General features: G+C 73.7%; 22 protein-coding genes. 8 read left to right on the top strand and 14 right to left on the bottom strand.

What is annotated here, in order from left to right:
- Nucleotides 1–51: 51 nt before the first annotated feature.
- Both AC3EN4_RS22120 and AC3EN4_RS22115 read right to left on the bottom strand, forming a co-directional pair.
- The gene (locus AC3EN4_RS22120; protein WP_435207621.1) at nucleotides 52–522 is read right to left on the bottom strand and encodes a heme-degrading domain-containing protein; all 471 of its coding nucleotides are present in this window, start codon (nucleotides 520–522) and stop codon (nucleotides 52–54) included.
- A gap of 21 nt (nucleotides 523–543) precedes the next feature.
- Nucleotides 544–1,995 (bottom strand): SDR family NAD(P)-dependent oxidoreductase, encoded by a 1,452-nt coding sequence (locus AC3EN4_RS22115; RefSeq protein ID WP_435207620.1) that lies wholly within the window; start codon nucleotides 1,993–1,995, stop codon nucleotides 544–546.
- 150 nt (nucleotides 1,996–2,145) lie between these two features.
- On the opposite strand from AC3EN4_RS22115, the gene AC3EN4_RS22110 reads away from it, so the two are divergent.
- Nucleotides 2,146–5,322, top strand: coding sequence for an ATP-binding protein (locus AC3EN4_RS22110; protein WP_435207619.1), 3,177 nt, complete (start codon nucleotides 2,146–2,148; stop codon nucleotides 5,320–5,322).
- On the opposite strand, the gene AC3EN4_RS22105 is transcribed toward AC3EN4_RS22110, so the two are convergent.
- Both AC3EN4_RS22105 and AC3EN4_RS22100 read right to left on the bottom strand, forming a co-directional pair.
- Nucleotides 5,323–6,150 (bottom strand): ABC transporter permease, encoded by an 828-nt coding sequence (locus AC3EN4_RS22105; RefSeq protein ID WP_435207618.1) that lies wholly within the window; start codon nucleotides 6,148–6,150, stop codon nucleotides 5,323–5,325. It lies immediately after the preceding gene.
- Complete coding sequence (locus tag AC3EN4_RS22100) at nucleotides 6,147–7,127, bottom strand: ATP-binding cassette domain-containing protein (protein ID WP_435207617.1); 981 nt, start codon at nucleotides 7,125–7,127, stop codon at nucleotides 6,147–6,149. Before AC3EN4_RS22100 ends, AC3EN4_RS22105 begins: the two co-directional genes overlap by 4 nt.
- A 246-nt stretch (nucleotides 7,128–7,373) precedes the next feature.
- Between AC3EN4_RS22100 and AC3EN4_RS22095 the strand changes: the two genes are divergently transcribed.
- From AC3EN4_RS22095 to pdxY, 3 genes are all read left to right on the top strand, one after another.
- The gene (locus tag AC3EN4_RS22095; RefSeq protein WP_435207616.1) at nucleotides 7,374–7,517 is read left to right on the top strand and encodes a hypothetical protein; all 144 of its coding nucleotides are present in this window, start codon (nucleotides 7,374–7,376) and stop codon (nucleotides 7,515–7,517) included.
- A 463-nt stretch (nucleotides 7,518–7,980) separates the two neighbouring features.
- Nucleotides 7,981–8,763, top strand: coding sequence for a S1 family peptidase (locus tag AC3EN4_RS22090; RefSeq protein WP_435207615.1), 783 nt, complete (start codon nucleotides 7,981–7,983; stop codon nucleotides 8,761–8,763).
- A gap of 166 nt (nucleotides 8,764–8,929) precedes the next feature.
- Nucleotides 8,930–9,781, top strand: coding sequence for a pyridoxal kinase PdxY (gene pdxY / locus AC3EN4_RS22085; RefSeq protein ID WP_435207614.1), 852 nt, complete (start codon nucleotides 8,930–8,932; stop codon nucleotides 9,779–9,781).
- Between the two features lie 59 nt (nucleotides 9,782–9,840).
- On the opposite strand, the gene AC3EN4_RS22080 is transcribed toward pdxY, so the two are convergent.
- Nucleotides 9,841–10,767, bottom strand: coding sequence for an acetamidase/formamidase family protein (locus AC3EN4_RS22080; RefSeq protein WP_435207613.1), 927 nt, complete (start codon nucleotides 10,765–10,767; stop codon nucleotides 9,841–9,843).
- A gap of 91 nt (nucleotides 10,768–10,858) precedes the next feature.
- Nucleotides 10,859–11,926 (bottom strand): hypothetical protein, encoded by a 1,068-nt coding sequence (locus AC3EN4_RS22075; RefSeq protein ID WP_435207612.1) that lies wholly within the window; start codon nucleotides 11,924–11,926, stop codon nucleotides 10,859–10,861.
- A 349-nt stretch (nucleotides 11,927–12,275) separates the two neighbouring features.
- Between AC3EN4_RS22075 and AC3EN4_RS22070 the strand changes: the two genes are divergently transcribed.
- Nucleotides 12,276–13,022, top strand: coding sequence for a cellulose binding domain-containing protein (locus AC3EN4_RS22070; protein WP_435207611.1), 747 nt, complete (start codon nucleotides 12,276–12,278; stop codon nucleotides 13,020–13,022).
- Between the two features lie 82 nt (nucleotides 13,023–13,104).
- Here AC3EN4_RS22070 and AC3EN4_RS22065 read toward each other — a convergent pair whose 3' ends face one another.
- From AC3EN4_RS22065 to AC3EN4_RS22030, 8 genes are all read right to left on the bottom strand, one after another.
- Nucleotides 13,105–13,902, bottom strand: coding sequence for an SAM-dependent methyltransferase (locus tag AC3EN4_RS22065; RefSeq protein WP_422739763.1), 798 nt, complete (start codon nucleotides 13,900–13,902; stop codon nucleotides 13,105–13,107).
- Between the two features lie 108 nt (nucleotides 13,903–14,010).
- Nucleotides 14,011–14,391 (bottom strand): YccF domain-containing protein, encoded by a 381-nt coding sequence (locus AC3EN4_RS22060; protein WP_422739764.1) that lies wholly within the window; start codon nucleotides 14,389–14,391, stop codon nucleotides 14,011–14,013.
- Between the two features lie 41 nt (nucleotides 14,392–14,432).
- Entirely contained in the window at nucleotides 14,433–15,167 is a 735-nt protein-coding gene (locus AC3EN4_RS22055; RefSeq protein WP_435207610.1) for a cellulose binding domain-containing protein, read from the bottom strand.
- Between the two features lie 71 nt (nucleotides 15,168–15,238).
- Nucleotides 15,239–15,619 carry a DUF742 domain-containing protein gene (locus tag AC3EN4_RS22050; protein ID WP_422739766.1) on the bottom strand — a complete coding sequence of 127 codons (381 nt, stop codon included), beginning with the start codon at nucleotides 15,617–15,619 and terminating at the stop codon, nucleotides 15,239–15,241.
- A complete protein-coding gene (locus tag AC3EN4_RS22045) occupies nucleotides 15,597–16,046 on the bottom strand; it encodes a roadblock/LC7 domain-containing protein (protein ID WP_422739767.1) in 450 nt (149 codons plus the stop codon). The genes AC3EN4_RS22050 and AC3EN4_RS22045 overlap by 23 nt, the downstream gene beginning before the upstream one ends.
- On the bottom strand, nucleotides 16,043–18,016 hold the full coding sequence (locus AC3EN4_RS22040; RefSeq protein ID WP_435207609.1) for a nitrate- and nitrite sensing domain-containing protein: 1,974 nt from the start codon (nucleotides 18,014–18,016) through the stop codon (nucleotides 16,043–16,045). The genes AC3EN4_RS22045 and AC3EN4_RS22040 overlap by 4 nt, the downstream gene beginning before the upstream one ends.
- Before the next feature lie 25 nt (nucleotides 18,017–18,041).
- Complete coding sequence (locus AC3EN4_RS22035) at nucleotides 18,042–20,609, bottom strand: helix-turn-helix transcriptional regulator (protein ID WP_435207608.1); 2,568 nt, start codon at nucleotides 20,607–20,609, stop codon at nucleotides 18,042–18,044.
- Nucleotides 20,610–20,614: 5 nt separating this feature from the next.
- Nucleotides 20,615–21,886 (bottom strand): Hsp70 family protein, encoded by a 1,272-nt coding sequence (locus AC3EN4_RS22030; RefSeq protein ID WP_435207607.1) that lies wholly within the window; start codon nucleotides 21,884–21,886, stop codon nucleotides 20,615–20,617.
- Nucleotides 21,887–22,173: 287 nt separating this feature from the next.
- On the opposite strand from AC3EN4_RS22030, the gene AC3EN4_RS22025 reads away from it, so the two are divergent.
- From AC3EN4_RS22025 to AC3EN4_RS22015, 3 genes are all read left to right on the top strand, one after another.
- Entirely contained in the window at nucleotides 22,174–23,058 is an 885-nt protein-coding gene (locus AC3EN4_RS22025; protein ID WP_435207606.1) for an IniB N-terminal domain-containing protein, read from the top strand.
- Between the two features lie 115 nt (nucleotides 23,059–23,173).
- Nucleotides 23,174–25,030, top strand: coding sequence for a dynamin family protein (locus AC3EN4_RS22020; RefSeq protein WP_435207605.1), 1,857 nt, complete (start codon nucleotides 23,174–23,176; stop codon nucleotides 25,028–25,030).
- Nucleotides 25,027–26,487, top strand: a complete 1,461-nt coding sequence (locus AC3EN4_RS22015) for a hypothetical protein (protein WP_435207604.1) — start codon at nucleotides 25,027–25,029, stop codon at nucleotides 26,485–26,487. The genes AC3EN4_RS22020 and AC3EN4_RS22015 overlap by 4 nt, the downstream gene beginning before the upstream one ends.
- Nucleotides 26,488–26,674: the final 187 nt, after the last annotated feature.

The following is a 26,674-nucleotide window of genomic DNA, read 5'->3' as shown; positions in this document are numbered from 1 at the left end:
CGGACACCCCCGCCGCCCGTCAGGCGTCTGACGGGCGGCGGGACCCGCCGGCTACCGCGCGGCCTCGCGCAGGATGTCGACGACGAAGCGGTGGTCCTCCACCTGCGGAAGCCCCGACACGCCCATCCAGCCCACCACGCCGGTGCCACGCACCCGCAACGGCAGCGCGCCCCCGGCGGCGGCGTACCGGGCCGCCGGCAGGCCGTAGCGCTCGGTCAGCGTCACGTTCTTGTCCCGACAGAGCCGGGCCATGTAGAGCGACGAGTGCTCGAACCGCATCACCACCCGGCCCTTGCGGCGCAGCCAGGCGTCGTTGTCCGCCGTCGATCCGGGCAGGCCACAGTGGAACAGCTGCCGTCCGGTCCGCCACACACCCACGGAGATCGGGAGCCCTCGTTCCGCGGCGGCGGTGACGGCCCGCACGCCCAGCTCGTACGCGTCGGTCTCGGTCAGGCCCGCGAGCTCCAGCTCGTTCTCCTCGCGCTGCAGCTCGTCAAGCGTCGGCCACTGGTCAGATGACATGTGTTTCTCCTCGAGCGTCGGTCACCAGGCGCACGGCGCGTAGTCCTTCAGGAAGCAGCCGTACAGGTCCTCGCCCTGCTCGCCGCGCACGATCGGGTCGTACACCCGGGCCGCGCCGTCGACCAGGTCCAGCGGGGCGTGGAACCCCTCGTCGGCCAGCCGCATCTTCGTCGGGTGCGGCCGCTCGTCGGTGATCCAGCCCGTGTCGACGCTGGTCATCAGGATGCCGTCGGTCAGCATCTCCTGGGCGCTGGTACGGGTCAGCATGTTCAACGCGGCCTTGGCCATGTTGGTGTGCGGGTGTCCCGGACCCTTGTAGCCGCGACCGAACTGACCCTCCATCGCGGAGACGTTCACCACGTACTTGCGGCGGGCCTTCGCGGCGGCCATCGCCGGACGTAGCCGGCTGACCAGCACGAACGGCGCGGTCACGTTGCACAGCTGCACTTCCAGCAGCTCGACCGGGTCGACCTCCTGCACCCGCTGCACCCAGCTGTTGACCGGGTCGAGGTCCGGCACGAGGCCGCCGGCGTCGATGGCGGTGGACGCGGCGATCCGCTCCGGCGAGGCGGAGCCGCTGGTCAACGCCAACGCGGTGAGCGCGTGCGGCGTGAGAGCGGGCGGCTCCGACCCGGTGGTGAGGCTGCCGGCCGAGCCGGTCGGCTTGGCGAACGTGATCAGTTCCGGCAGCGGACCCTCCGGCAGGGCCGCGGCCTCCGCGGCGACGAGCTGGGCGTACGCCCCGGGCGAGCGGCGCACGGTCTGCGCCGCGTTGTTGATCAGGATGTCGAGGGGGCCCTGACTGCTGACCGAGTCCGCCAGGGCGATCACCTGCGCCGGGTCACGCAGGTCGATCCCGACGATCCGCAGCCGGTGCAGCCAGTCTGCGCTGTCCGGCATCGCGGCGAACCGGCGGACCGCGTCGTGCGGGAACCGCGTGGTGATCGTCGTGTGCGCGCCGTCGCGCAGCAGCCGCAGCGCGATGTACATGCCGATCTTCGCCCGCCCGCCGGTGAGCAGCGCCCGCCGGCCGGTCAGGTCGGTACGGGCGTCGCGGCGCTCTCGGTTGAGCGCGGCGCAGGACGGGCAGAGCTGGTGGTAGAAGGCGTCCACCTCGCGGTAGCGCTGCTTGCAGACGTAGCAGCCGCGCGGGTTGTGCAGGAATCCCGCCGTCGCGCCGGTGGTGGGCGAGGCGAGCGGGATGCCCTGGGTCTCGTCGTCGATCCGGCCCGGGGCGCCGGTGGCGGTGGCCTCCGTCACCGCCCGGTCGGCGGCCAGGATGGCGTCCCGCCGCTCCTCACGCCGCCGCTGCTTGATCACCTTGTAGAGCCGCGCGGTGGCCCGCTGCACCCGCACCACGTCGGGGTGGTCCGGCGGCAGGGCCTCCAACGCCTCGAAGACGCTCAGGCAGGTCTCCAGCCGGTGCCGGTCGATGCCGTCCTGAGCGTTGTCGGGAATGTTGTCCACCGTCATGCGTCGTTGTCTCGTCCCGTTTCCTGTGCCGGATTCTCCCGGCCCACCCCACGTCCGACCCGAAACTGTACGCACCACGGCGTCGAGGACACACCCCACGCCGTCGGGCACCCCGCACGGCCCGTGGCGGCCGTGGGGGATGCTGGTCCCGTGCAGATCACGATCCTCGGTCCCCTCGCCGTCGACGGCCGGCCGGTCCGGGGCGAGCGGCTGGCCGCGGTGCTCCGCGCGCTCGTCGACGCGCGTGGCCGGGCGGTCTCCACCAGCCTGCTCGTGGACGCGGTGTGGGACGGCGCCCCGCCGGACGACGCGACCGGCGCCGTGCAGGCGCTCGTGTCCCGCGTCCGCCGACTCGGGCTGCCCGTGGTGGCCGTGCCGGGGGGATACCGCCTGCCCGCCGAGGAGGTCACCGTCGACGCGGTCGAGGCCCGGGCGCTCGTCGAGACCGGTCGGGTCGCCCTGCGGGCCGGCGACCCGCGGGCCGCCCGCGACGCGGCCGACCGGGCCCGTGCCCTGTTCCCCGAGGTCCCGGAGATCGTCGAGGCGGACGACGCGCGCCTGTTCACCGACGTCGCCGCGCTGCGGGCCGAGGCGGCGCTCGCCGGCGCGGGGCCGTACGACGAGACCGACCTGCGCCGGCTGGCCGCGCGGACGCCGCCGGACGAGCCGTCCGCCGCCCTGCTGGTCCGGGTGCTCGCCGCCCAGGGGCGGGAGGCGGAGGCGTTGGAGGTGGTCGAGCGTCTCCGGGACGACCTCGCCGACCGCTACGGCACCGACCCGTCCCCGGTGGTCACTCAGGCCCACCTGGCGCTGCTGCGCGGCGAACTGACCGCGCCGGCCGTCGTCGCGCCACCCCGGCCACCGGCGCGGGTCGTCCTGCCCGCCGCGTGGCGCCGGCCGATGACTGCCCTGGTGGGGCGCGAGCGGGACGTCGCGGCACTGGACGCGGCGCTCGACGAGTCGGCCCTGGTGACGATCGTGGCGACCGGCGGCGCGGGCAAGACCCGTCTCGCGGCCGAGGTGACCCGCCGTGCGGCGGCGGCCGGGCGGGGGGTACGGGTGGTCGAGCTGGCCGGCCTACGCTCACCCGACGAGGTGCTGCCCACCGTGCTCGCGGCGCTCGGCGGCGCGGACACCTCGTCCACCGGCGGCAACCTGGGCCTCGAACGCCGGGTGCTCAGCCCCGAGGAGCGGTTGGGTGCCCTCGCGCCGGACCTCGACGGGCTGGTGGTCCTGGACAACTGCGAGCACGTCCTCGACGCGGTCGCCACCGTCGTCGCCGACCTGCTGGCGGTGAGCTCACCGGAGGTGGCGGTCCTCGCGACCAGCCGTGCCCCGCTGGGCCTGGCCGGCGAGCGGGTCCACCGACTGACCGCCCTGCCGGACTCCGACGCGCTCGGACTTGTCGAATCCCGGGCACGGGCCGGTGGCGCGGTGCCGACCTGGGACACCGCGCGGGCTCTCGCGCTGTGCAACCGGCTCGACAACCTGCCGTTGGCCCTCGAACTGGCCGCCGCGCGGCTGCGGCACATGCCGATCGACGACGTGCTGGCCGGCCTGGCCGACCGGTTCGCCCTGCTCGACGACGCGCTGCGCGGGTTGCCGGAACGCCACGCGAGCCTGTGGGCGATGGTCGACTGGAGCCGCGAACTGCTCGCCCCCGACGACCGGGCGCTGCTGGAACGGGTCGCGGTCATCCCCGCGCCGTTCACCGCCGACCTCGCCGCGGCGGTCGCCGGGACGCCGGACGTCCGTCGTGGCCTGGCCACCCTCGTGGAACAGTCCCTGCTGACCCTGGTCGAGGCCGACGGACCGCCGCGCTACCGGATGCTGGAGACCGTCCGCGAGTACGGCGAGGCCCGGCTGGGCGCGTCCGGCGACCGGGACGCGGCGATGGCCGGCCTGCTCGACTGGGCCCGGCGCGAGGCGGCGATGATCGCCGGGCGGTTCATCGGGCCCGGCCAGGTCGATGCGCTCGACCGCTGTGCCGCCGAGCAGGACAACCTGCTGGCGGGCCTGCGGTGGGCGCTCGCGGCGGACGACGAGCCGGCCGCCGTCGACGTGGCCGACGCGCTGCTGCACCTCTGGACGGTGCGCGGCCTGCACCTCGAAGTCCTGGTCTGGGCACGCCCACTGCTGAACGTCGACGACCCGGAACGGCGCCGACGGTCGGCGATCGTCGCTGGCCGGGCCAGCGGCCGACCGCTGCCCGACGCTGACCGGCTCGCCCGGACGTGCCTGCTGATCGGCGTGAACGCCGGCATCAGCGCCGACCTGCGGCCGGCCGTGCTCGCCCGGCGGGCCCTGCGCATCGTCCTGGGCGAACGGCCCGCCGAGGTGTCCCCGAGGATGACCGCGCTCGCGTCGGCGTTGCCCGGTTTCGACGCGTCCGACGTCGAGGAGAGCCTGAAGAGCGCGGACGAACTGGTCGCCCACCCGGATCCGTACGTGCAGGGGCTCGGGCTGTTCGCGCGCGCGGCCGTACGGGAGAACGGCGGCCTGCCGGAGTCGTCGATCGAGGACGCCGAGCAGGCGTACCACCGCTTCGAGGTCGCCGGTGACCACTGGGGCATGGCGATGGCGGCGGGCGCCGTGGGGCAGTTCCTGCTGCCCGGACGGGAGGACCGCTCGGCCGAGTGGCTGACGCGCAGCGTCCGGCACATGGAGATGGTGGGCGCCCAGCAGGACGCTCGGTCGGTGCGGGTACGCCTCGAGGTGCACCTCGCCCTGACCGGTGACGACGAGGCGGAGCGCCGCCTGGCAGAGATGGTCGGCTCGGGTCAGGCCGAGCAGGTGGACGTCGCGCAGGCGCTGCTCGGACTGGCCCAGGTCGCCTGGCGGCGCGAGCGGTACGACGAGGCGCTCGCCCGCGCCGACGAGGTGAGCCGCACCCTCGTGGATTGGACCGGGCCGCCGCCGCAGCCGCGGGTGATGCTGCGGACCGCGGCGGCGGTGCTCTACCTGCGGGTGGCCCACGCCCGGGGGGACACCGGCGGCGAGGCCGACGCCCGCGCCGCCGCGCTGCTGTCGTCCGCCCGCGAGGACGCGCTCACGTCACGGGACCTGCCGGTGATCGGCGCGTGGGCGTCGGGCGGGGCGGAACTCGCCGCCCACCGGGGTGACGTGGAGACCGCGCGGGAACTGACCGCGATCGCTCGGCGGATCGGCACCCACATGGAAATGTTCCTGCCGGTCGGGCAGGGCGAACGGCTCAACGCCGCTCTCGGGGACGAGAGTCGGCGTGAGCCGTTGCTGGCCGCGTGGCGCGAGCGTCCGGTCGCCGTCGCGGTCGCCCGCATCCGTGAACTGATGGACGATCTGCTCTAGCTAGACCTTCTTGCGGTACGCGCGCAGCGCCATCGGCATGAACACCGCGACGAAGCCGGCGCACCAGGCGAGGGTCCACCACACATGTGCGTCGAGCGGGGTGCCGAGGAACAGTCCGCGGACCGCGGCCACCAGGTGGGTCATCGGGTTGACCTTCACGAAGGCCTGCATCCAACCGGGCAGGGTGTCGGTGCCCACGAACACGTTCGACCCGAAGCTCAGCGGCATGATCAGGGCGAACATCAGGCCCTGCACGGCACCCGGGGTGCGCACCTTCATCGACACCCAGACCGGCAGCCAGCTCAGGCAGAGCGCGAACAGCACCGCGAGTGCGCAACCGGCGATGGCCCGGAACGGGTCGGTCTCGATCCGGAAACCCATCACGTAACCGATCGCGAGGGTCGAGACCGTGACGATCACGTACCGGACGACGTCGCCGAGGACCGCGCCGACCAGCGGTGCGGAGCGGGGGACCGGCAGCGACCGGAACCGGTCGAAGATGCCCTTGGCGATGTCGGTGTTGAGGTTCACGCCGATCGCGATCGCCCCGGTCGCGATGGTCTGTGCCAGGATGCCGGGCAGCAGGAACTGCAGGTAGTCATGGGTGGAGCCGGCGACCGCGCCACCGAAGATGTAGACGAAGATGACCAGGAACAGCACCGGTTGCAGCGTGACGTCGATCAGCGCCTCGGGTGTACGCCAGGTCTTGATGAGGCTGCGCTTGGCGAGCGCCAGCGAGTGCCGCACGAGCCGGAACGGTCGCGGGTGCGCGGCTGCGGTCGACAGCTTCGGGCCCGTCGTGGGTGGTGCGCCCAACAGGGTGCTCATGCCGCTACCTCCGTACGGGAAGTGGTGTCGTCCTCGGATGCCGTACGCCCGGTGAGGGTGAAGAACACCTCGTCCAGGCTCGGCAGGTGCAGGGAGAGTTCGGTGACGGCGATGCCGGCGGTGGCCAGGCGCGCGACGCTCTCGGTCAGCGCCGTGTCGTCGGTGACCGGCACGGCGAGGACACCCTTGCGGATCTCGTCGGCCTGCCCGCCCGAGCCGACCTCGGTCAGGATCGCCGCGGTCCGGGGAAGCTGCGCCGGGTCGGACGGCCGGACCTCGAGGGTCTGGCCGCCGACGATCCGCTTGAGCCCTTCGGGCGTGTCGTGCGCGATGACCCGGCCGTGGTCGATCACGGTGATCGCGTCGGCCAGCGCGTCGGCCTCCTCCAGGTACTGCGTGGTGAGCAGCACCGTCGAGCCGTTGGTCACCAGAGAGCGGACCACGTCCCACATGTCCTCGCGCTTGGCCGGGTCCAGCCCGGTCGTCGGCTCGTCCAGGAAGATCACCTCGGGTGAGCCGACCAGGCTCGCGGCCAGGTCGAGCCGCCGCCGCATGCCCCCGGAGTACGTCTTGGCGGGCCGGTTGGCGGCGTCGGTCAGGTCGAACCAGTCGAGCAGTTCGGTGGCCCGCCGCCGGGCGCCGGCGCGACCGAGGTCCAGCAGCGTGCCGAACAGCTCCAGGTTCTGCCGGCCGGTCAGGTCCTCGTCGACCGAGGCGTACTGGCCGGTGAGGCCGATGCGCTGCCGGACCCGCCCGGCGTCGCGGACGACGTCGAAGCCGCCGATGCGGGCGCTTCCGGCGTCCGGGGTCAGCAGGGTGGAGAGGATGCGGACGGCGGTGGTCTTGCCGGCGCCGTTGGGGCCGAGCACCCCGAGCACCGTTCCGCGGGGCACGGCGAGGTCGACGCCCTGCAGCGCCCTCGTCTGCCCGAAGGTCTTCACGAGGCCCTCGGCCTCGATCACCAGATCGGTTGTCATGCCGACCAGCGTGCGCGGCGCGCCTGACACGGCTCCGACACGGCGCTGACAGCCCCGCCGACGCGGGCTGACACCGGGGCGTCGCGCGCTGGGCCGGTCGGCGCCGGCTGGAGGTTCGACATTCGGCGGGTTGGTGGCCTCGCCGAAGGCTGCCATACTGACGGTGGTGCCCGTCGATATCCGCTGGGCCCCGGGGGAAGCCCTCCGCAAGGCGCGGATGGTGGGGGTCGAAACCCGGAGGCCGCGATGGACCTTGTTCCCGACGCTACCGCCCTCTCCAGCCTGGTCGACCTGCTCGGCGCGGTGCTGCAACTCGCCGCCGCGGTGGTCAGCCTGGTGGCGGTCGCCGCCGCCCGGGGGCGTCGCCGTGGGCGGGACCGCGACGTCTAGGCGGTGTCTTCAAAGGATCTTGGTGGGGCAGGATATAGCACGTGCCTCGATGGACTGAGTCGGACTCTGGCGTTCGTGCTCTCGGGCGGCAACGTCAACGACTGCACCCGCTTCAGGCACACCGTGCGTCTTCGCGACCGCCACGCCATGCGACCGGCGGCGACAACACCCTGATGAGTGTGATGCCTGTGAGTCATCTAGATGACGCACAGGCATCACACTTATCAGCATTACCGCCGCCGCTCAGCGCCGGGGCCCGACCGCGGTGATCGCGGCCTCGTTCCAGGCCACCGTCACCATCGCCACGCCACTCCAGTGGTTCCGAACTGAAGACACGGCCCAGGTCCATAACTCCGGGGTACGACCCAGCGGGGATGACCCGCAACATCCATATGCATCAATACGATGGCCGCTATCGATCAGGCTCGCTCACGAGGCGTGCCGTACCGAAGCGGAGGAATGCATGGTTCGCTGGCGTACCCTCACCGGCCTGGTGGCCGCCGCGCTGGCCGTGGCCAGCCTCACCCTCGCGGCCCCCGCCGCGGCCGACAGCCCCGTCACGCCGAACGTGGTCGGCGGCACCCGCGCCGCCCAGGGCGAGTTCCCGTTCATGGTGCGGCTCTCGATGGGCTGCGGCGGGGCCCTCTACAGCTCCCGGCTGGTGCTCACCGCCGCACACTGCGTGGGCGCGACCGGCACCAACACCAGCATCACCGCGACGCTCGGGGTGGTCGACCTCCAGTCGTCCAGCCGGATCACCGTCCGGTCCAACTACGTCTACCGGGCGCCCGGCTACAACGGCAACGGCAAGGACTGGGCGCTGATCCGGTTGGCCACCCCCGTCACCGGGCTGAGCACGTTGAAGATCGCCACCACCACCGCGTACGACACCGGCACCTTCACCGTCGCCGGCTGGGGCGCGGCCCGCGAGGGTGGCGCGCAGCAGCGGTACCTGCTCAAGGCGACTGTCCCGTTCGTCAGCGACGCCACCTGCAACGCCAACTACGGTGGCGACCTCATCCCGGCCGAGGAGATCTGCGCCGGCTACGCCAGCGGCGGCACGGACACCTGCCAGGGCGACTCGGGCGGCCCGATGTTCCGCCGCGACGCCACCAACGCCTGGATCCAGGTCGGCATCGTCAGCTGGGGCAACGGCTGCGCCCGGCCCAACTACCCGGGCGTCTACACCCAGGTGAGCTACTTCGCCTCGTCGATCGCCTCGGCTGCGGCGAGCCTCGGCGGCTGACCGTACGCCATCTCGGGCGGCCCGGACGTCGGCGGTCCGGGCCGCCCGTTCGTGCCGGGCGGCCGGTCGACGGTCGGGCCCGGCCGGATGCGCGGCGACAGTGGGCCAGTCGACAGAATGGGCGGCCCGCGCATCCCCCGGGGATGCGGGCGGCCATGATGAGTCCGTGCAGATCCTGTCCATCCAGTCGTCGGTCGCGTACGGCCACGTCGGCAACTCGGCCGCCGTCTTCCCCCTGCAGCGTCTCGGGCACGAGGTGTGGCCGGTGCTGACCGTCCACTTCTCCAACCACACCGGGTACGGCGCGTGGCGCGGCCCGTTGCTGGCCGCCGCGGACGTCGCCGAGGTGATCGCGGGCATCGCCGACCGGGGCGTCCTCGGCAGCGCCGACGCGGTGCTCTCCGGCTACCAGGGCGACCCGGCGATGGGCGCGGTGATCCTGGACGCGGTGGCCCAGGTGAAGGCTGCCAATCCGGCCGCCGTCTACTGCTGCGACCCGGTGATGGGTGACGTCGGGCGGGGGATGTTCGTCCGGCCCGGCATCCCGGAGTACCTGCGCGACACCGTCGTGCCACGCGCCGACATCATCACCCCGAACCACTTCGAGCTGGACTTCCTCGCCGGCCGTACTACCACCACCCTCGCGCAGGTGCTGGCGGCGGTCGACGTCGTCCGGGCCACCGGGCCGAGGCACGTCCTGGTGACCAGCGTGCTGCACGACGACGCGCCGGACGGCTCGCTGGAGGTGGTGGCGGTCTCCGACGAGGGCGCCTGGGCGGTGACCACCCCGCTGCTGCCGATCAACCCGAACGGCGGCGGCGACGTCACGGCGGCGCTGTACCTGGCGCACCTGTCGACCACCGGCTCACCGGCCACGGCGCTGGAGCGTACCGTCTCCTCCGTCTTCACGATCCTGGAAGCGACCCTCGCGGCGGGCACCCGGGAGATCCAACTGGTCGCGGCGCAGGACGCGATCGCCGAGCCACCGGCCCGGTTCACGGCCCGCCGACTGCGCTGACGACGCGCGAGGGCGCGCCGGTCCGGCCGGCGCGAGTCGCGGCGGATGAACGCGCCCGCTCAGCGCAGCGCGTCGTCGCGCAGCACGGCGTGCGCGCCGACGGTCTGGTTGACGATCTGGGTCACCCGCACGTCGACGACGACGCTGGCCAGCGCCGCCGCGTCCGGCCGGCTGAGGCCGTGCAGCCGTTGCAGCAGGGTCAGCATCTGCTCCAGAGCCCGGAACGTCGCCTCGTCGAGGGACGCTCCCAGGCCCAGCGTCAGCCAGGCATCGGCCGTACGGGCGACCGGGCCGGTGACCGGGAAGTCGTCGCGGACGTCGAAGGTCAGCGTCACCTCGTCCATCGGGCACTCGATCGCCGTGCCGCCGACCTCGCCGTCGCCCTGCGCGGCGTGCCCGTCCCCGACCGAGAACAACCCTCCGTCGACCGGGATCGGCAGCAGCAGCGTGCTGCCGGCGGTCAGATCCTTGCAGTCCAGGTTGCCGCCGCAGTCGCGCGGCGGGGTGGTGGAGTGCCGCCCCGGCTCCGGCGGCGGCATGCCGAGCACGCCCATGAAGGGACGCAGCGCCACCGTGTGGCCGTGCTGGTTGCGGCCGGTCATCGCCACCGGGTCCAGTTCCCAGGCGTGCACCACCTGCGTCGACTCGACGCCGTAGCGCTCGTTGAAGCCGCTCGGCCACCCGCCGGCCACCGTCGTGCCCCACCGGCCCGGGACGATCGCGTCGACGCGTACCGCGAGGGTCTGGCCGGCGCGAGCGCCGCGGACCGCGACCGGTCCGACGAGCGCGTGGCCGTCGCCGGTCCGGTACTGCGGGGCCCGGGGACGGTCCCGGTTCGCGCCGCCGGGATAGGGGCCGTCGGACCACCAGCAGTCCAGGGTGCGGTAGGTGACCGTGTCGCCGGGGTCGATGGTGAGCACCGGCGCGAGGTCGGGGGAGAAGTGGCCGTGCAGGGTCTCGTCGTCCGGTGCGAGGGTGTGTCGCATGCGGGCAGGCTACGTGCCGGCCCGACGCGGCGCGATCCTTCGTGCGGGTGCGCGGCCGACCAGGTGCCGGCCGCGCACCCGCGCGCATCGATCAGTCGACGGTCGGCGGTGCCGTCCGGGCCGCCTCGGAGAGGGCGGCGGCGGCACCGGCGTACGGGTTGTAGCTGTAGCTGCGCGCCAAACCAGCCGGAACGGTGAAGTACTCCACCGACAGCTTGGCCGGGTCGCTGGCCAGCTCGCCCCGGGCGGGCACGTCGTTGCCGTCGTCCCAGCCCCAGGGGGCGTTCGCGGAGTTCGTGCCGCAGCTCCAGGTGCCCGAGCCGCAGTCGCCGGAGGTGTCGCCGGCGAAGGTGCCCAGGCTGGCGAAGAGGTTCGCGTTGGTCCGCTGCGCCCACAGCCCGCCGGCGGCGAAGATGTCGACGAGTTGGTAACGGACGTTCCGGTCGTCGCCGCTCTCCGGCGTCTCGGCCACCGTGGACGGGTAGTAGACCAAGCCGTCGCCGTTGATCGCGTACTGCGGGTACGCCTTCAGTCCGTGGCCCTGCGCCTCCTGTGCGGTGACCGGGTGCGAGAAGGAGTCGTGCGGCGAGGACTGGAACTGCAGGGTGCCGTCGACGCTCTCCCGGCCGCTGGTCCAGGTGCTGCCGCTCGGGGTGTACGAGTAGAAGTCGCTGTGCGCGACGGTGACCGCCCCGCGCAGCACGCCGTACGTCGAGCCGTCCCGCTCGATCGCGAAGAGCACGCCCTCGCCGTCGTTCTCGTGCTCGGTCTCGAAGAACGGGTGGTCGGTCCAGTCCCGGGGGTGGAAGAACAGGTACGTGAGGTACCAGTGCGTGCTCGTCTCTACCACGGAGTAGTACACGTGCGCGGCGAGCGACGTGCCGGACGTCCCGGCGCGGTCCCAGTTGTTGCGCCCGTTCAGGTCGCCGTCGAAGTCTACGGCGGTGAGGTAGTCGCTCCGGCCGCCCAGGGCGTGCGTGCCGGTGGCGTCGACGTCCTGGTGGTGGATCGGCGCCCAGCGCAGGGCCAGTTCGGCCCGGCTGACCGCGGCGGTGGCGGGCGACGGCGTCGTGAGCGGGGTGAGTGTCAGCGCCACCACGGTGGCCGCCGCCGTCAGTGCCCTCGTCACCCGCCGGTTCGTGCTGCTCCTGTCGCGCATGCTGTCTCCCACGTCGAATTGACAGACCGCTATGGATGATGGTCGACCCGGGAGCCCGGCGCGTGTCCCCGCGGCGACGCGCAGGCGGCGGGCGTCCGACGGGCTCGCGACACCCCGCTTGTATCGACATCCGTCGAATGCCATGCTGTGGTTCGGCCGCGCTCGGGAGCCGGCGCGGTCGACCTCTGTTCCGGAGTCGGGGACGCGCGAGGTGGCCCCACCACCCGCGCCCGGGCAGTCCCCGTCAGCGGCCGCATGCCGATCGCCGTCGGGCGGCCGCGCAGATCCGGATCCGTACGGTCGGCCGCCCACCCGTGGCCGCGACGGCGACGGCTTCTCGGAGGTACGGATGCGTCGCATCTTGCTGGCTCTCACGACCATCGCCCTGACCACCGCCATGACCGGCTGGGCCGCGACGACCGGCGTCGCCCAGGCGGCGCCGACGCCCACGGCGTCGGTCACGGCGGCGCCGACACCCACCCCGGCCTGTCCGCCGGCGCTGCCCATCGGCGGTCGGGTGTCCGCGGCCACCACGACCAGCCTGACCATCGCCTACTTCATCGTGATGGGCCCACCGTGCGGCTACCGGCCGCCGATCACGGTGGGACTCTTCGCCAGCCGCGAGGACGCTTACGCGTGGCGGAACCCGGTCGCGGAGGCGGTCTCCGGCCCCGAGCAGAACGGCAGCGTCACCTTCGACCGGCTGACGCCCGACACCGAGTACTGGTACGGGTTCCGTGACTCCGACGGCCGCTGGGAGCCCTACTACGGTGGGTCCGGCCGGACCGCCCCGCTGGAGTCCTGCCGCGCGACCGCCAGCATCGATTCCCGTTGGGGTACCGGCTTCGTCGCCACGGTGACGGTCCGGAACGTCGGTACGCAACCGTTGGATCAGTGGCACGTCTCGTGGCGCTGGGCGGGCGACGAGCGGATCCAGGCGGTGTGGGGTGGTGTCGTCGACCCGGCCGGCGCCGATGTGGTGGTGCGCAACGCACCGTACAACGGGACGCTGGCGCCGGACGGGGTGACGACGTTCGGTCTGCTCGCGACGGCCAGCGCGCCGCCGGCCGGACTGACGCTGGCCTGCGCGCGCTGATCGGGGTGACCCAGGCCGTGTGTCGCAGTCCTCGGTCGAGCCGAGGACTGCGACACACGGCCCAGCCGGGGATCGGCGTCGGTCAGGGCTTGCGGGCCACCGCGCCGTAGGCGTCGATACCCCGGGCGTCGGCCTCGTCCGGACGCCACAGCGGGATCGGCACGAGACCGGGCTCCACCATCGTCAGCCCGGAGAAGCAGCCGGCGAGGTCCGCCGGGCTGCGCAGGATGTACGGGACTCCGCCGTTCTCGGCCAGTCGCTGCGCGCCGGAGACCACCTCCGGGCTGGTGTTGGTGCCGTCCCAGAGCACCAGGTAGCTGCCGGACGTGGTCGCGTCCATCGTCCGCCCGACGATCGAACGCACCACCTCCAGGTCCGGCTCGTACCCCAGCACGCCCATGAACATCACGGCGATCGGCTGGTCGAAGTCGAGCGTCTTCGCTGCCTCGGCGAGGATGGCCTCCGGGTCGTGGTAGTCGGCCGGCACGTACGTCGTGACGCCCTGGGCGGTCGTGCTGGCCAGCAGCGCGCGGGCGTGCACGAGGACCATCGGGTCGTTGTCGACGTAGACGATCCGCGCGTCGGGCGTGCTGGCCTGGGCGACCGCGTGGGTGTTCTGCATGGTCGGCAGGCCGGTGCCGATGTCCAGGAACTGCCGGATGCCCGCCTCGGCGGCCAGGTACCGGACCGCCCGGACCAGGAAGCGGCGGGACTGCTGCGCCATCAGGACGATCTCCGGGTAGACCTCGGCGACCGCGTCACCGGCCGCCCGGTCGGACTGGAAGTTGTCCTTGCCGCCCATCCAGTAGTTCCAGATCCGCGCCGCGTGCGGCACGTCGGGCTGAAGCGTCGCGGTGAGTTCTGCGTCCGGGCCGGCCATGCCAGGCTCCTATCCGAGGGGTCCGTCGGGGGTAACCGGATTGTCCACTATCGACGCAGCCGGCCCCGACCGGGCCGCCCGCCGTACGACGGGCGACCCGGCGACCCGTCACGGCACGTCGACGACCTCCCGGCCCAGCGGCCAGAAGGCGGCCGGGACGAGCTTGAAGTTGGCGACGCCGAAGGGGATTCCGATGACCGTCACGCAGAGCGCAATGCCGGCGAGGATGTGCGACAGGGCGAGCCACCAGCCGGCCAGCACCACCCAGAGCACGTTCGCCAGCCCGGAGCCGACGCCCGCGCCCGGCTTGGGCACCAGCGTGCGACCGAAGGGCCACAGCGAGTAGACGGCGAGGCGCAGCGAGGCGACACCGAACGGGATGGTGACGACCAGCAGGAAGCAGATCAGCGCGGCGAAGCCGTAGCCGATCGCCAGCACGAGGCCACCACCGAAGATGAGCCACAGGACGTTCAGGACGAAGCGAATCACCCTTCCAGCATGAGCGACGCCCGCCACCGGCGATCCCGCGGTCAGTCCGCCAGACCGCCGCAGGCGACCCCGTCGATCGTGCACGCCGTCGGCGTCGCGCCGACCGCCGCACCGTTGACCCGGAAGGTCACCCGCGTCGAGGCGCCACCCGGCACCTGCCCCGCGCTGCCGTCCGGCACGAACGTCCACACGGCGCCGTCCTGCGTGGCCCGCGCGCCCTCGACCGCGCTGACCCGCAGCGACTCCCGGGGCAGCGTGACGGCCAACGTCCACCCCGTCGCCGGCACCGACCCCGGATTGCTGATCGTCACGGTCGCCCCATAGCTCAGCAGCGCCTTGTCCTCGATGGCGAAGGCGGCGGCGAGGGCGGCCGGGGTCGGCGGGGCCGACGAGGGGGTCACGGCCGGCGCGCTCGTCGACGGCTCGGCGGGTGGCGGCGCGGCGCTGGCCGAGGGCGACCCCGCGCCGGTCGGGCTGGTGGCGGCCGGACGGGCCTGCCCCCGGGGCGTGCCGGGACCGGGGGTGCCCAGCTGGTCCACCGACGGCGGCGCGTCGAGCGTCACCGGCGCGAGCTGCTCCGGGGTACGCACCACGCCGACGATCGAGACCACCGTCGCCACCACCACCCCGAGCGCCGCGACTACGGCGACCCAGGTGGCCCGCGACACGTCGGCCTGGCCGGTGACCACCCGCCGTACGGCTGCGGCGGCGGCCACGATCCGGTCCAGCAGGATGATCGCCACAGTACGCCGTGGCTGCGGCGGTGTTGCCGGCACTGCCTTTCTCCCCTTCACTTCGTCACCGGACGCCCGCCCGCGACCGCTGGGTCGCGGTGGCACCCGAGCGGTCACAGGGCGCGCAGCCCGACGAGTATCGACTCGAGCAGCTCCTGCGACGGCACCTCCGACAGCGACGGCGGCTCGTGCGTCTCGATCAGTCCCGCCCCGAGCAGGTCACCGAGCAGAACCCGGACGGTGCCCAGCGGCAGGTCCAGTTCGGCGCTGACCTCAGCCACCGACACTGGATGGTGACACAGCTCGACGATTCGCGCCTGTTCGGGGAAGAGCGACGTCGGCGCTGTCGTCGATCTCCGCGCGACGACCAGCGAGATGAGGTCGAACCGGCCGCGCTCGGGCGTGGTACGCCCACCGGTCATCGTGTACGGACGGGCGACCGGGCCGGCGTCGTCGTCGTACCACGCCTCGTCAGCGGAGCCGGCGCTGGGCACCAGAATCTCCGCTCCTCGCCGCGGCAGCGGTCTGCAGGCGGATCGGCAGGTGCCGTTCGGCCTGCCCGACGAAGAGCGCGACCTCGTACGCCATGTCACCCACCTCGACCTCGTCGCCGGAGATCCGGACGGTCAGGATGGTCCCGTTCGAGATGGTGGCGACGAACAGGAAGGCTCGCGACATCTGCACCACGATCTGGCGCAGCCCGCCCGCGTCGCAGGTCCGGGTGGCGGCCAGTCCCAGCGCCAACAGGCCGGCGACGATCCCGGAGATCTGTTCGGCCAGTTTCGCCTCCACCTGCCGGGAGCCGCCGAGCGGGAGCCCGTCCGGGGAGAGCACCACGGCGAACTCCGCACCGCGTACCCGGTCGACCAGGCGGTCCAGCGCGCCGGTCAGGCTGTCCTCGGTGACCACTGCGTGCGTCATCGATGTCTCCTCGTTGTTCTCGTGATCGGCAGCTCGACGGTCTCGGGGCCGGCGTTGCCCGGGCCGGGCACGGTCGGCCCGGATTGGCGGATCCGCATCGGCAGCCCGTCGGCGCTGCCCGTCCGGCCCGCGTCGGCCGCACCGGGCCGGGGCGGAGCGCCGGACGTGGGCCGGTGCGCGGCTCCGGCGGCCGCCGGGCCCGGTCCGCCGCCGGTCACGGTGACCAGCTCCGCCGGCAGGTACACGATCGCCGCCGTCCCGCCGCGCCGGCTGGGCCGCAGGGTGACCTGGGCACCGCACCGGGCGGCCAGCCGGGCGACCGCGTACAGCCCTCCGGCGTCGGTCGGCGCCTCGCCCGGCGGGCTGGCGAGCAGGTGGTTCAGCGCGTCGAGCGCGGCGGCGTCGAGGCCGGGACCGTCGTCGACCACCGCGATCGCGCAGCCGTGCGGCCGGTGCTCGCCGGTGACCCGGACCGTGGTGTCGGTGGCCGAGACGGTCAGCGCGTTCTCGATCAGCTCGGCCAGCAGGTGCACGACGTCCGTGACGGCGGGACCGGCGAGCGACCACGGCCAGTGCGGCGCCACCAGGACCCGGTGGTACTCCGGCACCTCGGCGACCGCGCCACGGGTCACGTCGAGCAGGGGGACCGGGCGTCGCCAGCGTCGCGCGGGCCTCGCGCCGGCCAGCGTGATCACCTTCTCCACGTTGCGGCGGATCCGGGTGGTGAGGTGGTCGAGCTGGAACAGCTCGTCGGCCTCCGTGGCGTCGTGCTCGCGCCGCTGCATCGCGTCCAGCAGGTCGAGCTGGTCGCGCAGCAGGACCTGGTTGCGCCGGGTGATCCGTAGGAACAGCTCCGCGGTACGACGATCCGGCCCATCGCCACTGCCGTCGCTCACGGCGTCCGGCGGCACGGGGTCGACGGGTGCGGCCGGCGGCTCGGGGCGCTGGTCGGTGCCCGGCGCGGCCTGGTCGTCGGGCTCCCGGCGGACGGCCCTGGCCCAGCCGAACAGCACCGCCAGTACGGCGATCAGCCCGAGACCCACCACCAGGCCGGTCCGCCCCACGACCACCGCGGCGCCGGGCGTGGCCCGTTCGACGCTCGCGCGGGCGGTGTCGGTCACCAACTCGTGCAGCGCGCCGAGGGCCGGGTCCGCCGCCGCGCGCCAGTCCTGCGAGCTGACCCCGCGCAGCGCGTCGGCCCGGTCGGGGCGCAGCAGGGTGTTCTCCACGGCGAGCAGGCCCGCGAACTCGGGGCCCGCCACGAGCCGCTGGTGTTCGCCCGGGCCGCCGTCCGGCAGGCCGGCCGTCGCCTCGGCCCGGGCGTACCGCTGCACGGCCACCAGCTCGACCAGCCGGCGGCGCTCCTCGCTGCTCAGCCGACCGCTCACCACGGCCGCCGTGACCAGGGTGTCCTCCCGGGCCAGCAACTCGCGGGCCCGGGCCAGCGCGATCACCGCGCGGGTGTCGCCCGCCAGCCTGCTCTCGTACGCGCCCCACTCCGGTCCGTACACGTCGAAGGCGGCGTCGACGAGCGTGTCGTACCCGTCGACCGCCCCCGCCTGGTCGAGCTGACCGTCGTCCAGCCGGGAGCGGATCGCCCCCAGCCCGTTCAGCCGCCGGATCAGGGTGTCGGCCCGGTCACGGACCGTGCCCGCGCTGAGCAGGCGCAGGTCGTGTCCGTTCCCGAACGCCCGGACCTGTGCCGCTGCCCGGTCGGTCGCCGCCCGCGTTTCGGCCAGCGTGGTCCGCGCGGTTGCGGCGCCGGCCAACGTCTCGACGGTCGCCCGGCGTTCGGTCTGCAGACTCAGGACCAGCCGGTCGATGGGCTGGCCCAGGGTGTCCGCCAGGGCCCGCACCCGCAGCAGGTCGACGGCGTCCTGGCAGGTCAGATAGGCCGCGTACGACCAGAGCGTGAGCAGCACCGCCGCTGCCGCGAGGAGCCGGACCCCTGGCCGTCCTGCGCGCGTCACCTGACGCTCCGTCCGGTGGGCCGGCTCATCGGGCCGGCCGCTGCGGCCACGGCTGTCCGGCGGCGTCGCTGGCCCGGTCGGCGACCATGGTGCGCAGCAACGCCAGCAGCTCGGCCCGGTTGGCGCAGTGCAGCCGGTTGCGCATCCGGGCGACGTGGTGCTCCACGGTCTTGGCCGAGATGAAGAGCCGGTCACCGATCTCCCGGTAGGTCAGCCCGGCCAGCACCAGCTCGGCGACCTCGTACTCGCGGTCGCTCAGTCCCTGCTGGGTGGGACCGGCGGCGGCGACCGGCGGGGCCGTCGCGCTGTCGCTCGGGCGCTGCCCGCCGGACGCGCCGGCGGGCCGGCCCTGCAGCACCCGGGCGCACTCGAGCAGGGTGGTCATCGCCCGCCGGTCCGAGGTGCGGATCGCGGCCTGACCGGCGAGGCGCGCGCCGTCCCAGCACAGTCCGGTGTCGTGCAGGCCCCGGGCGGCGGCCTCGACGCGTACCGGGTCGACCACGCCCCGCAGCACCTCGACCCAGCTCTCGGCGGCCGCCGCGACCACGCCGGCGTAGCGGCTGTGCGCGGAGGCGGCCAGCAGGGCGGCGACATGGTCGTCGGCGGCCGTCGGCTCACCGGTCAGGATGGCGGCGTGCAACCCGCTCCAACGCAGCGGCACGCTCCACAGCGTCGGTGTGCCGAGCCGGTCGAGCAGCGCGTCGCCCTCGCGCAGGTAGGGCGCCAACCGGGCGACGTCACCGAGGCGCGCGCCCGCGATGGCGAGCTCGCCCAGCGGCAGCAGCGTGAACAGGTCCACCCCGTGCCGGACCACCGCCTCCAGTGCCTGGCCCCAACCCCGCTTGAGCGCGCCGAGGTCGCTGGTGCGCCGGGCGATGCCCATCCGCAGCGCGGCGGCGAAGAGCAGGTCGCGGGACTCCAACGGGCGTTCGTCGGCGGTGACCGTGGCGAGGCGTTCGGCCGCCGCGAGCGTCTGGCCCCGGACCATGAGGATCCAGGCCTGCAACAGCCGGTGCCGGCGGGCCATCAGCGGACCGCCGACCCCGCCGGTCTGCGCACGGTGCAGGACCCGCTCGGCGATGTCCAACTCACCACAGTGCACGGCGGTCAACGCGGCCAGCGCGGCCGGACTGTCCGGCAGCAAGGCCGCCCGACCGTCCGGCTCCAGCAGGGCGGCGGACTGCACGAGCGCGGAGAGCGCCGCGCTCGGCGTGCCGGCGACGCTCTCGCGTACCCCGTCGGCCATCAGCCGGGCGGCGCTGGCGTGCAGGGTGGGCGGCGCGCCGCCGGGCTCGTCCACGGGCGGCGTGGCGGCGGTCAGGTCGCCGATGGCGAGCGCGCCCACGGCGGCGAACGCCACCGACGAGGCGGTGCCCGACCAGCGGTACAGCTCGACACTGCGGCCGGCGTGGCCCCGGTGCGCCAGCGCCGTCGCGGCCACCACCGCCGCCTCGGCGCGATCCGCCGGCTCGGCGGTGGTCAGCAGCCGGTCCGCCAGGCGCAGCGCGTCGTCGAGGTCGCCGGCGAGCGCGGCGGCGTGGGCCTGCCGGGCACCGGTCGGGTGCCCGGCGGCGGTGGCTGCGGCGAACAGGTCGGCGGCGAAGGCCGGTTCGTCGGCCAGCGCCTCCTGCGCCGCCGCGGCGAGCGTCGGGGCCGGACAGTCGCCGAGGACGCCCACCGCGAGCAGGGAACGGACCAGCGGCAGCACCGGGCCGCCCCGGGCGAGCTGCAACTCCGTGAGGCGACGCCAGAGGGCGCTGCGCTCGGTGGCCGGACTGAGCGTGGTGACGGCCCGACGGACCAACGGGGTGAGCCGGCCGTCCGCGCCGATCAGGCCGGCCGCCCGGGTCGTGGCGATCAGCTCGTCGACCGCCTCCGGCTCCTGGTCCAGCAGCGGGCCGAGCAGGGCCACCGGCAGGGGTACGCCGGCCGCGACCGCGAGCAGCAGCCGTCGTACGGGGGCGGGCTGGATCTCCAGCTCCGGCGCGAATTCCAGCACGACGGACCGGGGCGGCTCGGTCGGCACGGTGCTCAGGCTCGGTGCCGCGCGCAGCGCGCGGGTCAGCCGCTCGACGTCGCGGGGGACACCACCGGTCTGCGCGTGCACGAAGTCGACGAGTTCGGGACGCGGGGCCAACTCGGGGACGCCGGCGAGGCAGGCCGCGGTCTGCTCCACAGTGAACGGCCCGAGCAGCACGGCCTGCCCGTCGCGGCGCAGCGTGTCGACCAGTTCGGTGAGGGCCGCCGAGCGCGGCCACGGGCGGTGCGCGACGACCATGCGGTGCCGGCGGGTGGCGACCAGCCGCAGCAGCACGCCGATCCGCTCGTCGTCGAGCAGGTGCGCGTCGTCGACCAGGAGCAGGTCGTCCGGGTCGATGGGCTCGCCGGGCCCGGGAACGCCCGTGCGGACAGTGCCGCCGGCCCGCTGCTGGATGCGCGTCAGCTCGGTGAGCAGGGCTGTCTTGCCGTGTCCGGCGGGGCCGGCCAGACCGACGGTGAGCGGCGCGACCGGATCGTCGGCGACCCGGTCCAGCAGGGCCCTGGGCGCGCGGCCCAGCACCAGTCGGGACTCGACGAGGTCTTTCATGATCATTGTGGTCATCCTTCGCGTCCCCGGCTGAGCGTCAGTGCCAGGCGGGACGCCTTCGGCAGGTCGAGGGGCAGGATCCGGACCGGCGGTCGGGGTGGCGGGTCGCCCGGATCGGTGGCGTGGTCCCGGGGCCGCCGCAGGGCCGGGATGACCGCCCGACCCCCGGCGGCGGCCGGTGCCGGGTCGCGGACCGGGGCCGGCGGGCGGGGGCGCGGCCGGGGGGACACCACCTGGCAGGCGGCGTGGGCGGCTCCGGTGGCGGCGGTGAGCTGCGCGTCCGGCTCCACCTCGACCGGTACCCCGAGCGCCGTGGTGATCAGCTCGCTGACCAGCGGGATGCGGGTCGACCCGCCGGCCAACAGAACGCCGTCGAGCTGCGTCGGCGTCAGGCCGGCGCCGTGCACGGTGCGCAGCAGGAGGTCCACGGTGGCCTGCACCGTGGGTCGGATCATCGCCTCGAACTGCGCGCGGGTCACCGGGATCCGTGCCGGGCCGGTCGGCAGGCTCAACACCACGTCGGCGGCCGGTTCGACGGTCAGCGCCCGCTTGACCCGGTCACACTCGGCCGGCAGGCCGCGCAGGGCGGCGTGGTGGTCCCGCCGCCCGATGGCCGCCAGCTCCCGGGACAGCACCGTACGGACGTGGGTCGCCAGCAACTCGTCGAAGTCGGCCCCGCCGATCGGGTCGAGGCCCTGCGGTGTGCCGAAGCTCTCGTAGGTGCCGCGGAGCGTGCGTCGGACGAGGGCCGCCTCGAAACTGGCGCCGCCCAACGCGTAGACGGCCGCCGTGGTGCCCGCGAAGCCGCGCGCCGCGTGACTCTCCGCGACCGTGACCGTGCGGGGAAGCAGGGTGACCGTGCGCAGTCCGAGGTCGACGAGCGCCCGGCGCAGCAGCTCCCGCCGGTACGGTCGCCAGCTCGCCGGGTGGCTGAGCACGACCGCCTCGGCCGGGCCGCCCTCCGCGGCGTGCACCTGCTCCACCACCCAGGCCGTCAACTCCGCCGTGAGCGTCTGCGGCGGGCACGCCTCGCCACCGAGCAGAAGGGGTACGTCGTCGCCGATGCGGCGGACGAAATCCCTGGTGGTACGACTGCCGTCGTCGGTGGCGGGCCCGCCGATGTGCAAGGCACCGTCCTCGGCCAGGTGCAGCACCGACGGTACGAGCGGCGAGCCGGCGTTCAGTGGAACAGCCTCCGGACGCGTCCAGGTCCGGCCGTCCCGCCGAGCGACGGCGGCGGCGGTGTTGGTGCTTCCGATGTCTATCCCCAGGACGTACGGCATCCGTCTCTTCTCTTTCCGCGAGTGGCCGGCTGATGGCGATGGCGTCGGCATTGCCCGGCGACCCACCCCCGGCGAAACCCGCGGGCCCCTACGTTCGTACCAGAGATCACTGCGTGGTCGGCACCCTAATCTGACCGGGACGGTTTCCCCCAGTCCCCCTAACGGCGGAGCCCACGAAGGCCCCTAACGCGGGGTGATCGATTGCGGGCGCAGCCCCGATGTCCGGGACCGGCCCCCGGCCATAGCGTTCCTCTCGACGAACGACGCAATCCGAGGAGAACCGGCACATGGACTCGCAACAGACCCTCCACGACTTCGTGCTCGACCTGCTCACCAACCCCGACGCGCGGTCGGCCTTCGACCTCGACCCGGAGGGCGCGCTGCACGCCGCGGGGCTCAGCGACATCACCGCCGCCGACGTGCAGGACGTGGTGCCGCTCGTGGTCGACTACGCGCCGGGCGCGGTCGCGCCGCTGACCCCGGTGGTCGGGCAGCTCGGGTTCGACCCGCTGGTCACCGACGCCACCGACGTGGTCGGCCAGCTGCAGAGCGTGGCGCAGCAGATCAGCGTCACCAGCTCGCCGTCCGGTGTGGACGTCAAGGCCGGTGTGCTCGGCGCCATCGCCGTCGACCCGTCGACCGTCGCGGCCGGCGTGACCGTGCTGCCGGGTGTCGGCCTGGGCGTGGGCCCGAGCGGCCTCGACACCGACCTGACCGGTGTGGCCGACATCGCGCACACGCTCGACGCGGACGTGGTGCAGCCGGTCGACGGCATCGTCGACCCGGTGCTCGGCGGCGCGACCGGCACGGTCGGGGACCCGACCGGTGTGCTCGGCGTCACCGACCCGGTGCTCGGCGGGGACGTGACCGGTGGTGTCCTCTCCGGCGTGCACGGTCAGGTCGACGGCATCGTCGGCGGCCTCGGTGTCCACGACACCCTGGGTGGCCTCGGCCTCGGTGACGGCGCTGTCGGCGGCGTGGTTCCGCCGGTGGACGTTCCGTCCGTGGTGGGCGGTGTCACGCACCACGTGGACAGCCTCGTTCCCGGTGTCACCGGCACGGTCGGTGACGTGACCGGTGGTCTCACCGACGGTGTGACCGGCGACTCGCACGACGGGGGGCCCGCCTCGTCCGACCACGGGTTGCTGGGCATCACCGGCGGTCTGCTCTGACGGGAATTCCCGTCGGGAGCGGGAGGCCGGGTCGCGCCGAGCGGCCCGGCCTCTCCGGGTTTTCCGTCCGGTGCCTCTTGCTAATTGAGCCGAAATCCGCACACTTGGTGCGGTGATGGCGGGGATCTGGCTGGACGTACTGGACGAGATCGCCCGGACGTGCACGACACACGGTCGCGGCGATCTGCTGCAGACGGTCCGGCAGAAGCGTGCCCAACTGCTCGAACCCACGTTGCGGGTGCTGGTCGTCGGCGAGCCGAACCAGGGCAAGAGTCAGCTCATCAACGCGATCATCAACGCGCCGGCCTGCCCGGTCGGTGACGGTCGTACCACCGTCCTGCCGACCGTGGTGCGGCACGCCGAGGCCGCCTGCGCCACGATGGTTCAGGCACCGGCGCCGCCGGCCGGCCGGGCCGCGGGGTCGCCGGCGGCGACGCTCGCCGAACGCACCCCCCTGGCGCTCGACCAGGTCGCGGCCGGGGTGTCCGGCGCGGTCGGGCGTCGGCCGGGCGGCGGTCCGGCGTACGTCGAGGTCGGCGTGCCCCGCGCGCTGCTCGCCGCCGGACTGGTGCTGGTGGACACTCCGGGCACCGACCAGGTCGCCGCGCTCGGCGCGGCCGGGGAGGTGGCCGCCTCCGCCCGCGCGGACGCCGTGCTGCTGGTCTCCGACTCCACGAGGGAACTCTCGGTGGCCGAGCTGAACATGCTGCTGCACGTCATGCGCTCGCAACCGAACGTGGTCGTGGTGCAGAGCAAGACCGACCTGGTGGCGGACTGGCGGACGGTCGCCGAGCGCAACCGGCAGCACCTCGCCGAGGCGGGTGTCCCGGCGCCGCTGATCCCGGTCTCGGCGACGCTGCGGTTGCGCGCGGCGGCGGCCGACGACCGTGGTCTGAACGCCGAGTCCGGCTTTCCGGCGTTGATCGCCCGTCTGCAACGGGATCTGAGTGGCAAGGCCGACCACCTGGCGCGGGCGTCGGTGCAGGCGGTGGCCCGTACGGTGGTGGAGCAACTGGCCGCACCGCTGCGCGCCGAGTTGGCCACCCAGGAGGCCGAGGAGCAGTCCGGGCCGATCTCGCGGCTGCACGCGGCCCAACGGGAGGTCGACGAGCTGCGTCGCTGCTCGACGCGCTGGCAGAACACCCTCACCGACGAGATGGCCGACCTGCTCTCCGACATCGAGTACGACCTGCGGGACCGGACCCGTCAGATCCTGCGGGCGGTGGACGAGGCGTTCGACGAGGCCGACCCGCTCGTCGCCTGGGACACCTTCGAGGAGTGGTTGTCGCGCAGTCTCACCGAGGCCGCGGAGGCCAACCACGAGTGGCTGGTCCAGCGCTGTGACTGGATCGCCCGCCGGGTGGCCGCGCACTTCAACCGGTACGGCTACGACGTGCTGCCGCCCTGGTCGATGACGATGCCGGAGGATCTCGGCGATCGGCTGCCGGACCTGGAACGGCCGCGGGTCGACCGCTTCACGACGGGTCAGAAGCTGTTCACCGGCATGAAGGGCTCGTACGGCGGCATGTTGATGTTCGGTCTCGCGACCACCCTGGCCGGGATGCCGATGATCAACCCGGTCTCGGTCGGCATCGGCGCCCTGTTCGGCGGCAAGAGCATCCGCGACGAGAGCAAGCAGATGCTGCGCCGCCGGCAGGCGACCGTGAAGACGGCCATCCAGCGGCACGTCGACGAGTTCTTCGTCCGGATGGTCCGGGACTGCCGGGACGCCGCCCGACAGGTGCAACGCATGCTGCGGGACCACTTCACGGGTCTGACCGAGGAGTTGCAGGAGGCCATCGTGCAGTCGTTCCGCAGCGCGAAGCAGGAGGCGGACACCGATGTCGCCCTGCGCGAGCAGCGGCAGCGGGAGATCCGGTCGAAGATGACCCGCCTCGCCGCGCTCTACGAGCAGTCCCAGCAGCTCACCGCCGCCCGGTCGACGCCGGTGCTGCTGGAGCCCGGGGCATGACGGTCGGGGTGCGGCTGGACGAGGCGGCCTGGGGGCTGTTGCACCAGGCGCTGGAGGTCTACCAGCACGACGCGCGGGCGGTCGGGCGGTTGCGGCACCAGATCGCACGGTTGGAGCAGCCGCTGCGGATCGCGGTCGCCGGGCCGTGGCGTGCGGGCAAGTCGACGGTGCTCAACGCGCTGATGGGGGAGGAGGTCGCGCCGGTCGAGGGCGCCGACGGCGCGTTCACCTGGTACGAGGACGGCGCGTCCCCCGGGGCCACCGCCTATCCGGTGGGGCAACCCGCGCAGGAGTTGGCGGTGGTCAAGTCGGCGACGGGCATGCGGGTGGATCTCGGCTGGCGGGCCGGGGAGGTACGCGACATCGTGGTGCGCTGGCCGACCCGGGCGCTGCGGCAGGTGACGCTGATCGACACCCCGGCGCTCGGCACGGTCGACGAGCAGGGGCACGCCCCGGTGCTGGATCGCGTGCTGGCCGACGCGGACGCGGTGTTGTTCCTGACCCGCGACGGCCGCGACAGCGATCTGCGGGTGTTGGAGTCCGGTCGGGACAGTGCCGTCGGGCAGGCCGCCCCGGTCAACGTGATCATGGTGTTGTCCCGGGCGGACGAGGTCGGCGGTGGCCGGATCGACGGGCTGCTCACCGCCCGACAGCTGGCCCGGCGGCACCACCGGGATCCCCGGGTGGGTGCGTTGGCCGTCAACGTGGTGGCGTGCAGTGGAGCTGTCGGCCTCGCGGGTCGGCTGCTCAGCGAGTCCGACTTCGCCGCGTTGGCGACGCTGGCCGGGGTACCGCGCGCCGAGTTGGAGCCCCACCTGCTCTCCGCCGACCGCTTCGTCCGTGGCGACCTGCCGGTACGCCTCGACCCCGAGGTGCGCGCGGGCCTGCTGGACCGGCTCGGCCTCTTCGGTATCCGGCTGGCGACGACCCTGGTGCGCGGCGGGTTCGACACCCGGGTGACGATGTCGGCCGAACTGATCCGGCGCAGCGGGCTCACCGAGCTGCGCGAGTCGATGACCCGCTGTTTCGTCGACCGGCGCGACGCGCTCAAGGCCCGCTCGGCGCTGGCCGCGGTGGAGTCCCTGGTGCGGGCCGAGCCGGTCCGGGGCAGCGACGAACTGGTCGGAGCCATCGAGCAGATCCTGGCCGGCGCGCACGAGTTCCGTGAGTTACGCCTGCTGGTGGCCCTGCGCAACGCCCGTCTCGGGTTCGACGCCGAGTTGGCCGCCGAGGCACAGCGGCTGGTCGGCGGCGACGGCGTCTCCCTGGCCGCCCGGCTCGGTGTCGAGCACGAGGCGACCGCGCAGCGGCTCTGGGAGGCCGCCGTGGACGCCCAGTGGCGGTGGCGGGACCGGGCCGAGGATCCGCTGCTGCCGCTGACCCAGCGGCGGGGCGCGGAGGTGGTCGTGCGGAGCTGCGAGGGAATGGTGGCCGAGCTGGCCGCGGGCGGTCGCTGAGCGGCCGGGGGTCCACCCGGGACGCCGTGCTCGCGTTTCGCGGCGATCAACCCATTGACATGGCCGTGGTTGCGCGGCAGCATCTGCCCGACATCCATCTGATCTGCCTCGCTTGTCAGGCACGCCCGATGACAACGATGTCAGACCCGGTTGACCGTCCACTACCACCGCCCCTTCACCCAGACGC

This window comes from Micromonospora sp. bgisy143, from assembly GCF_057708145.1.
The sequence above is the reverse complement of the archived record's forward strand: the minus strand, read 5'-3'. Positions and strand labels throughout refer to the sequence as shown.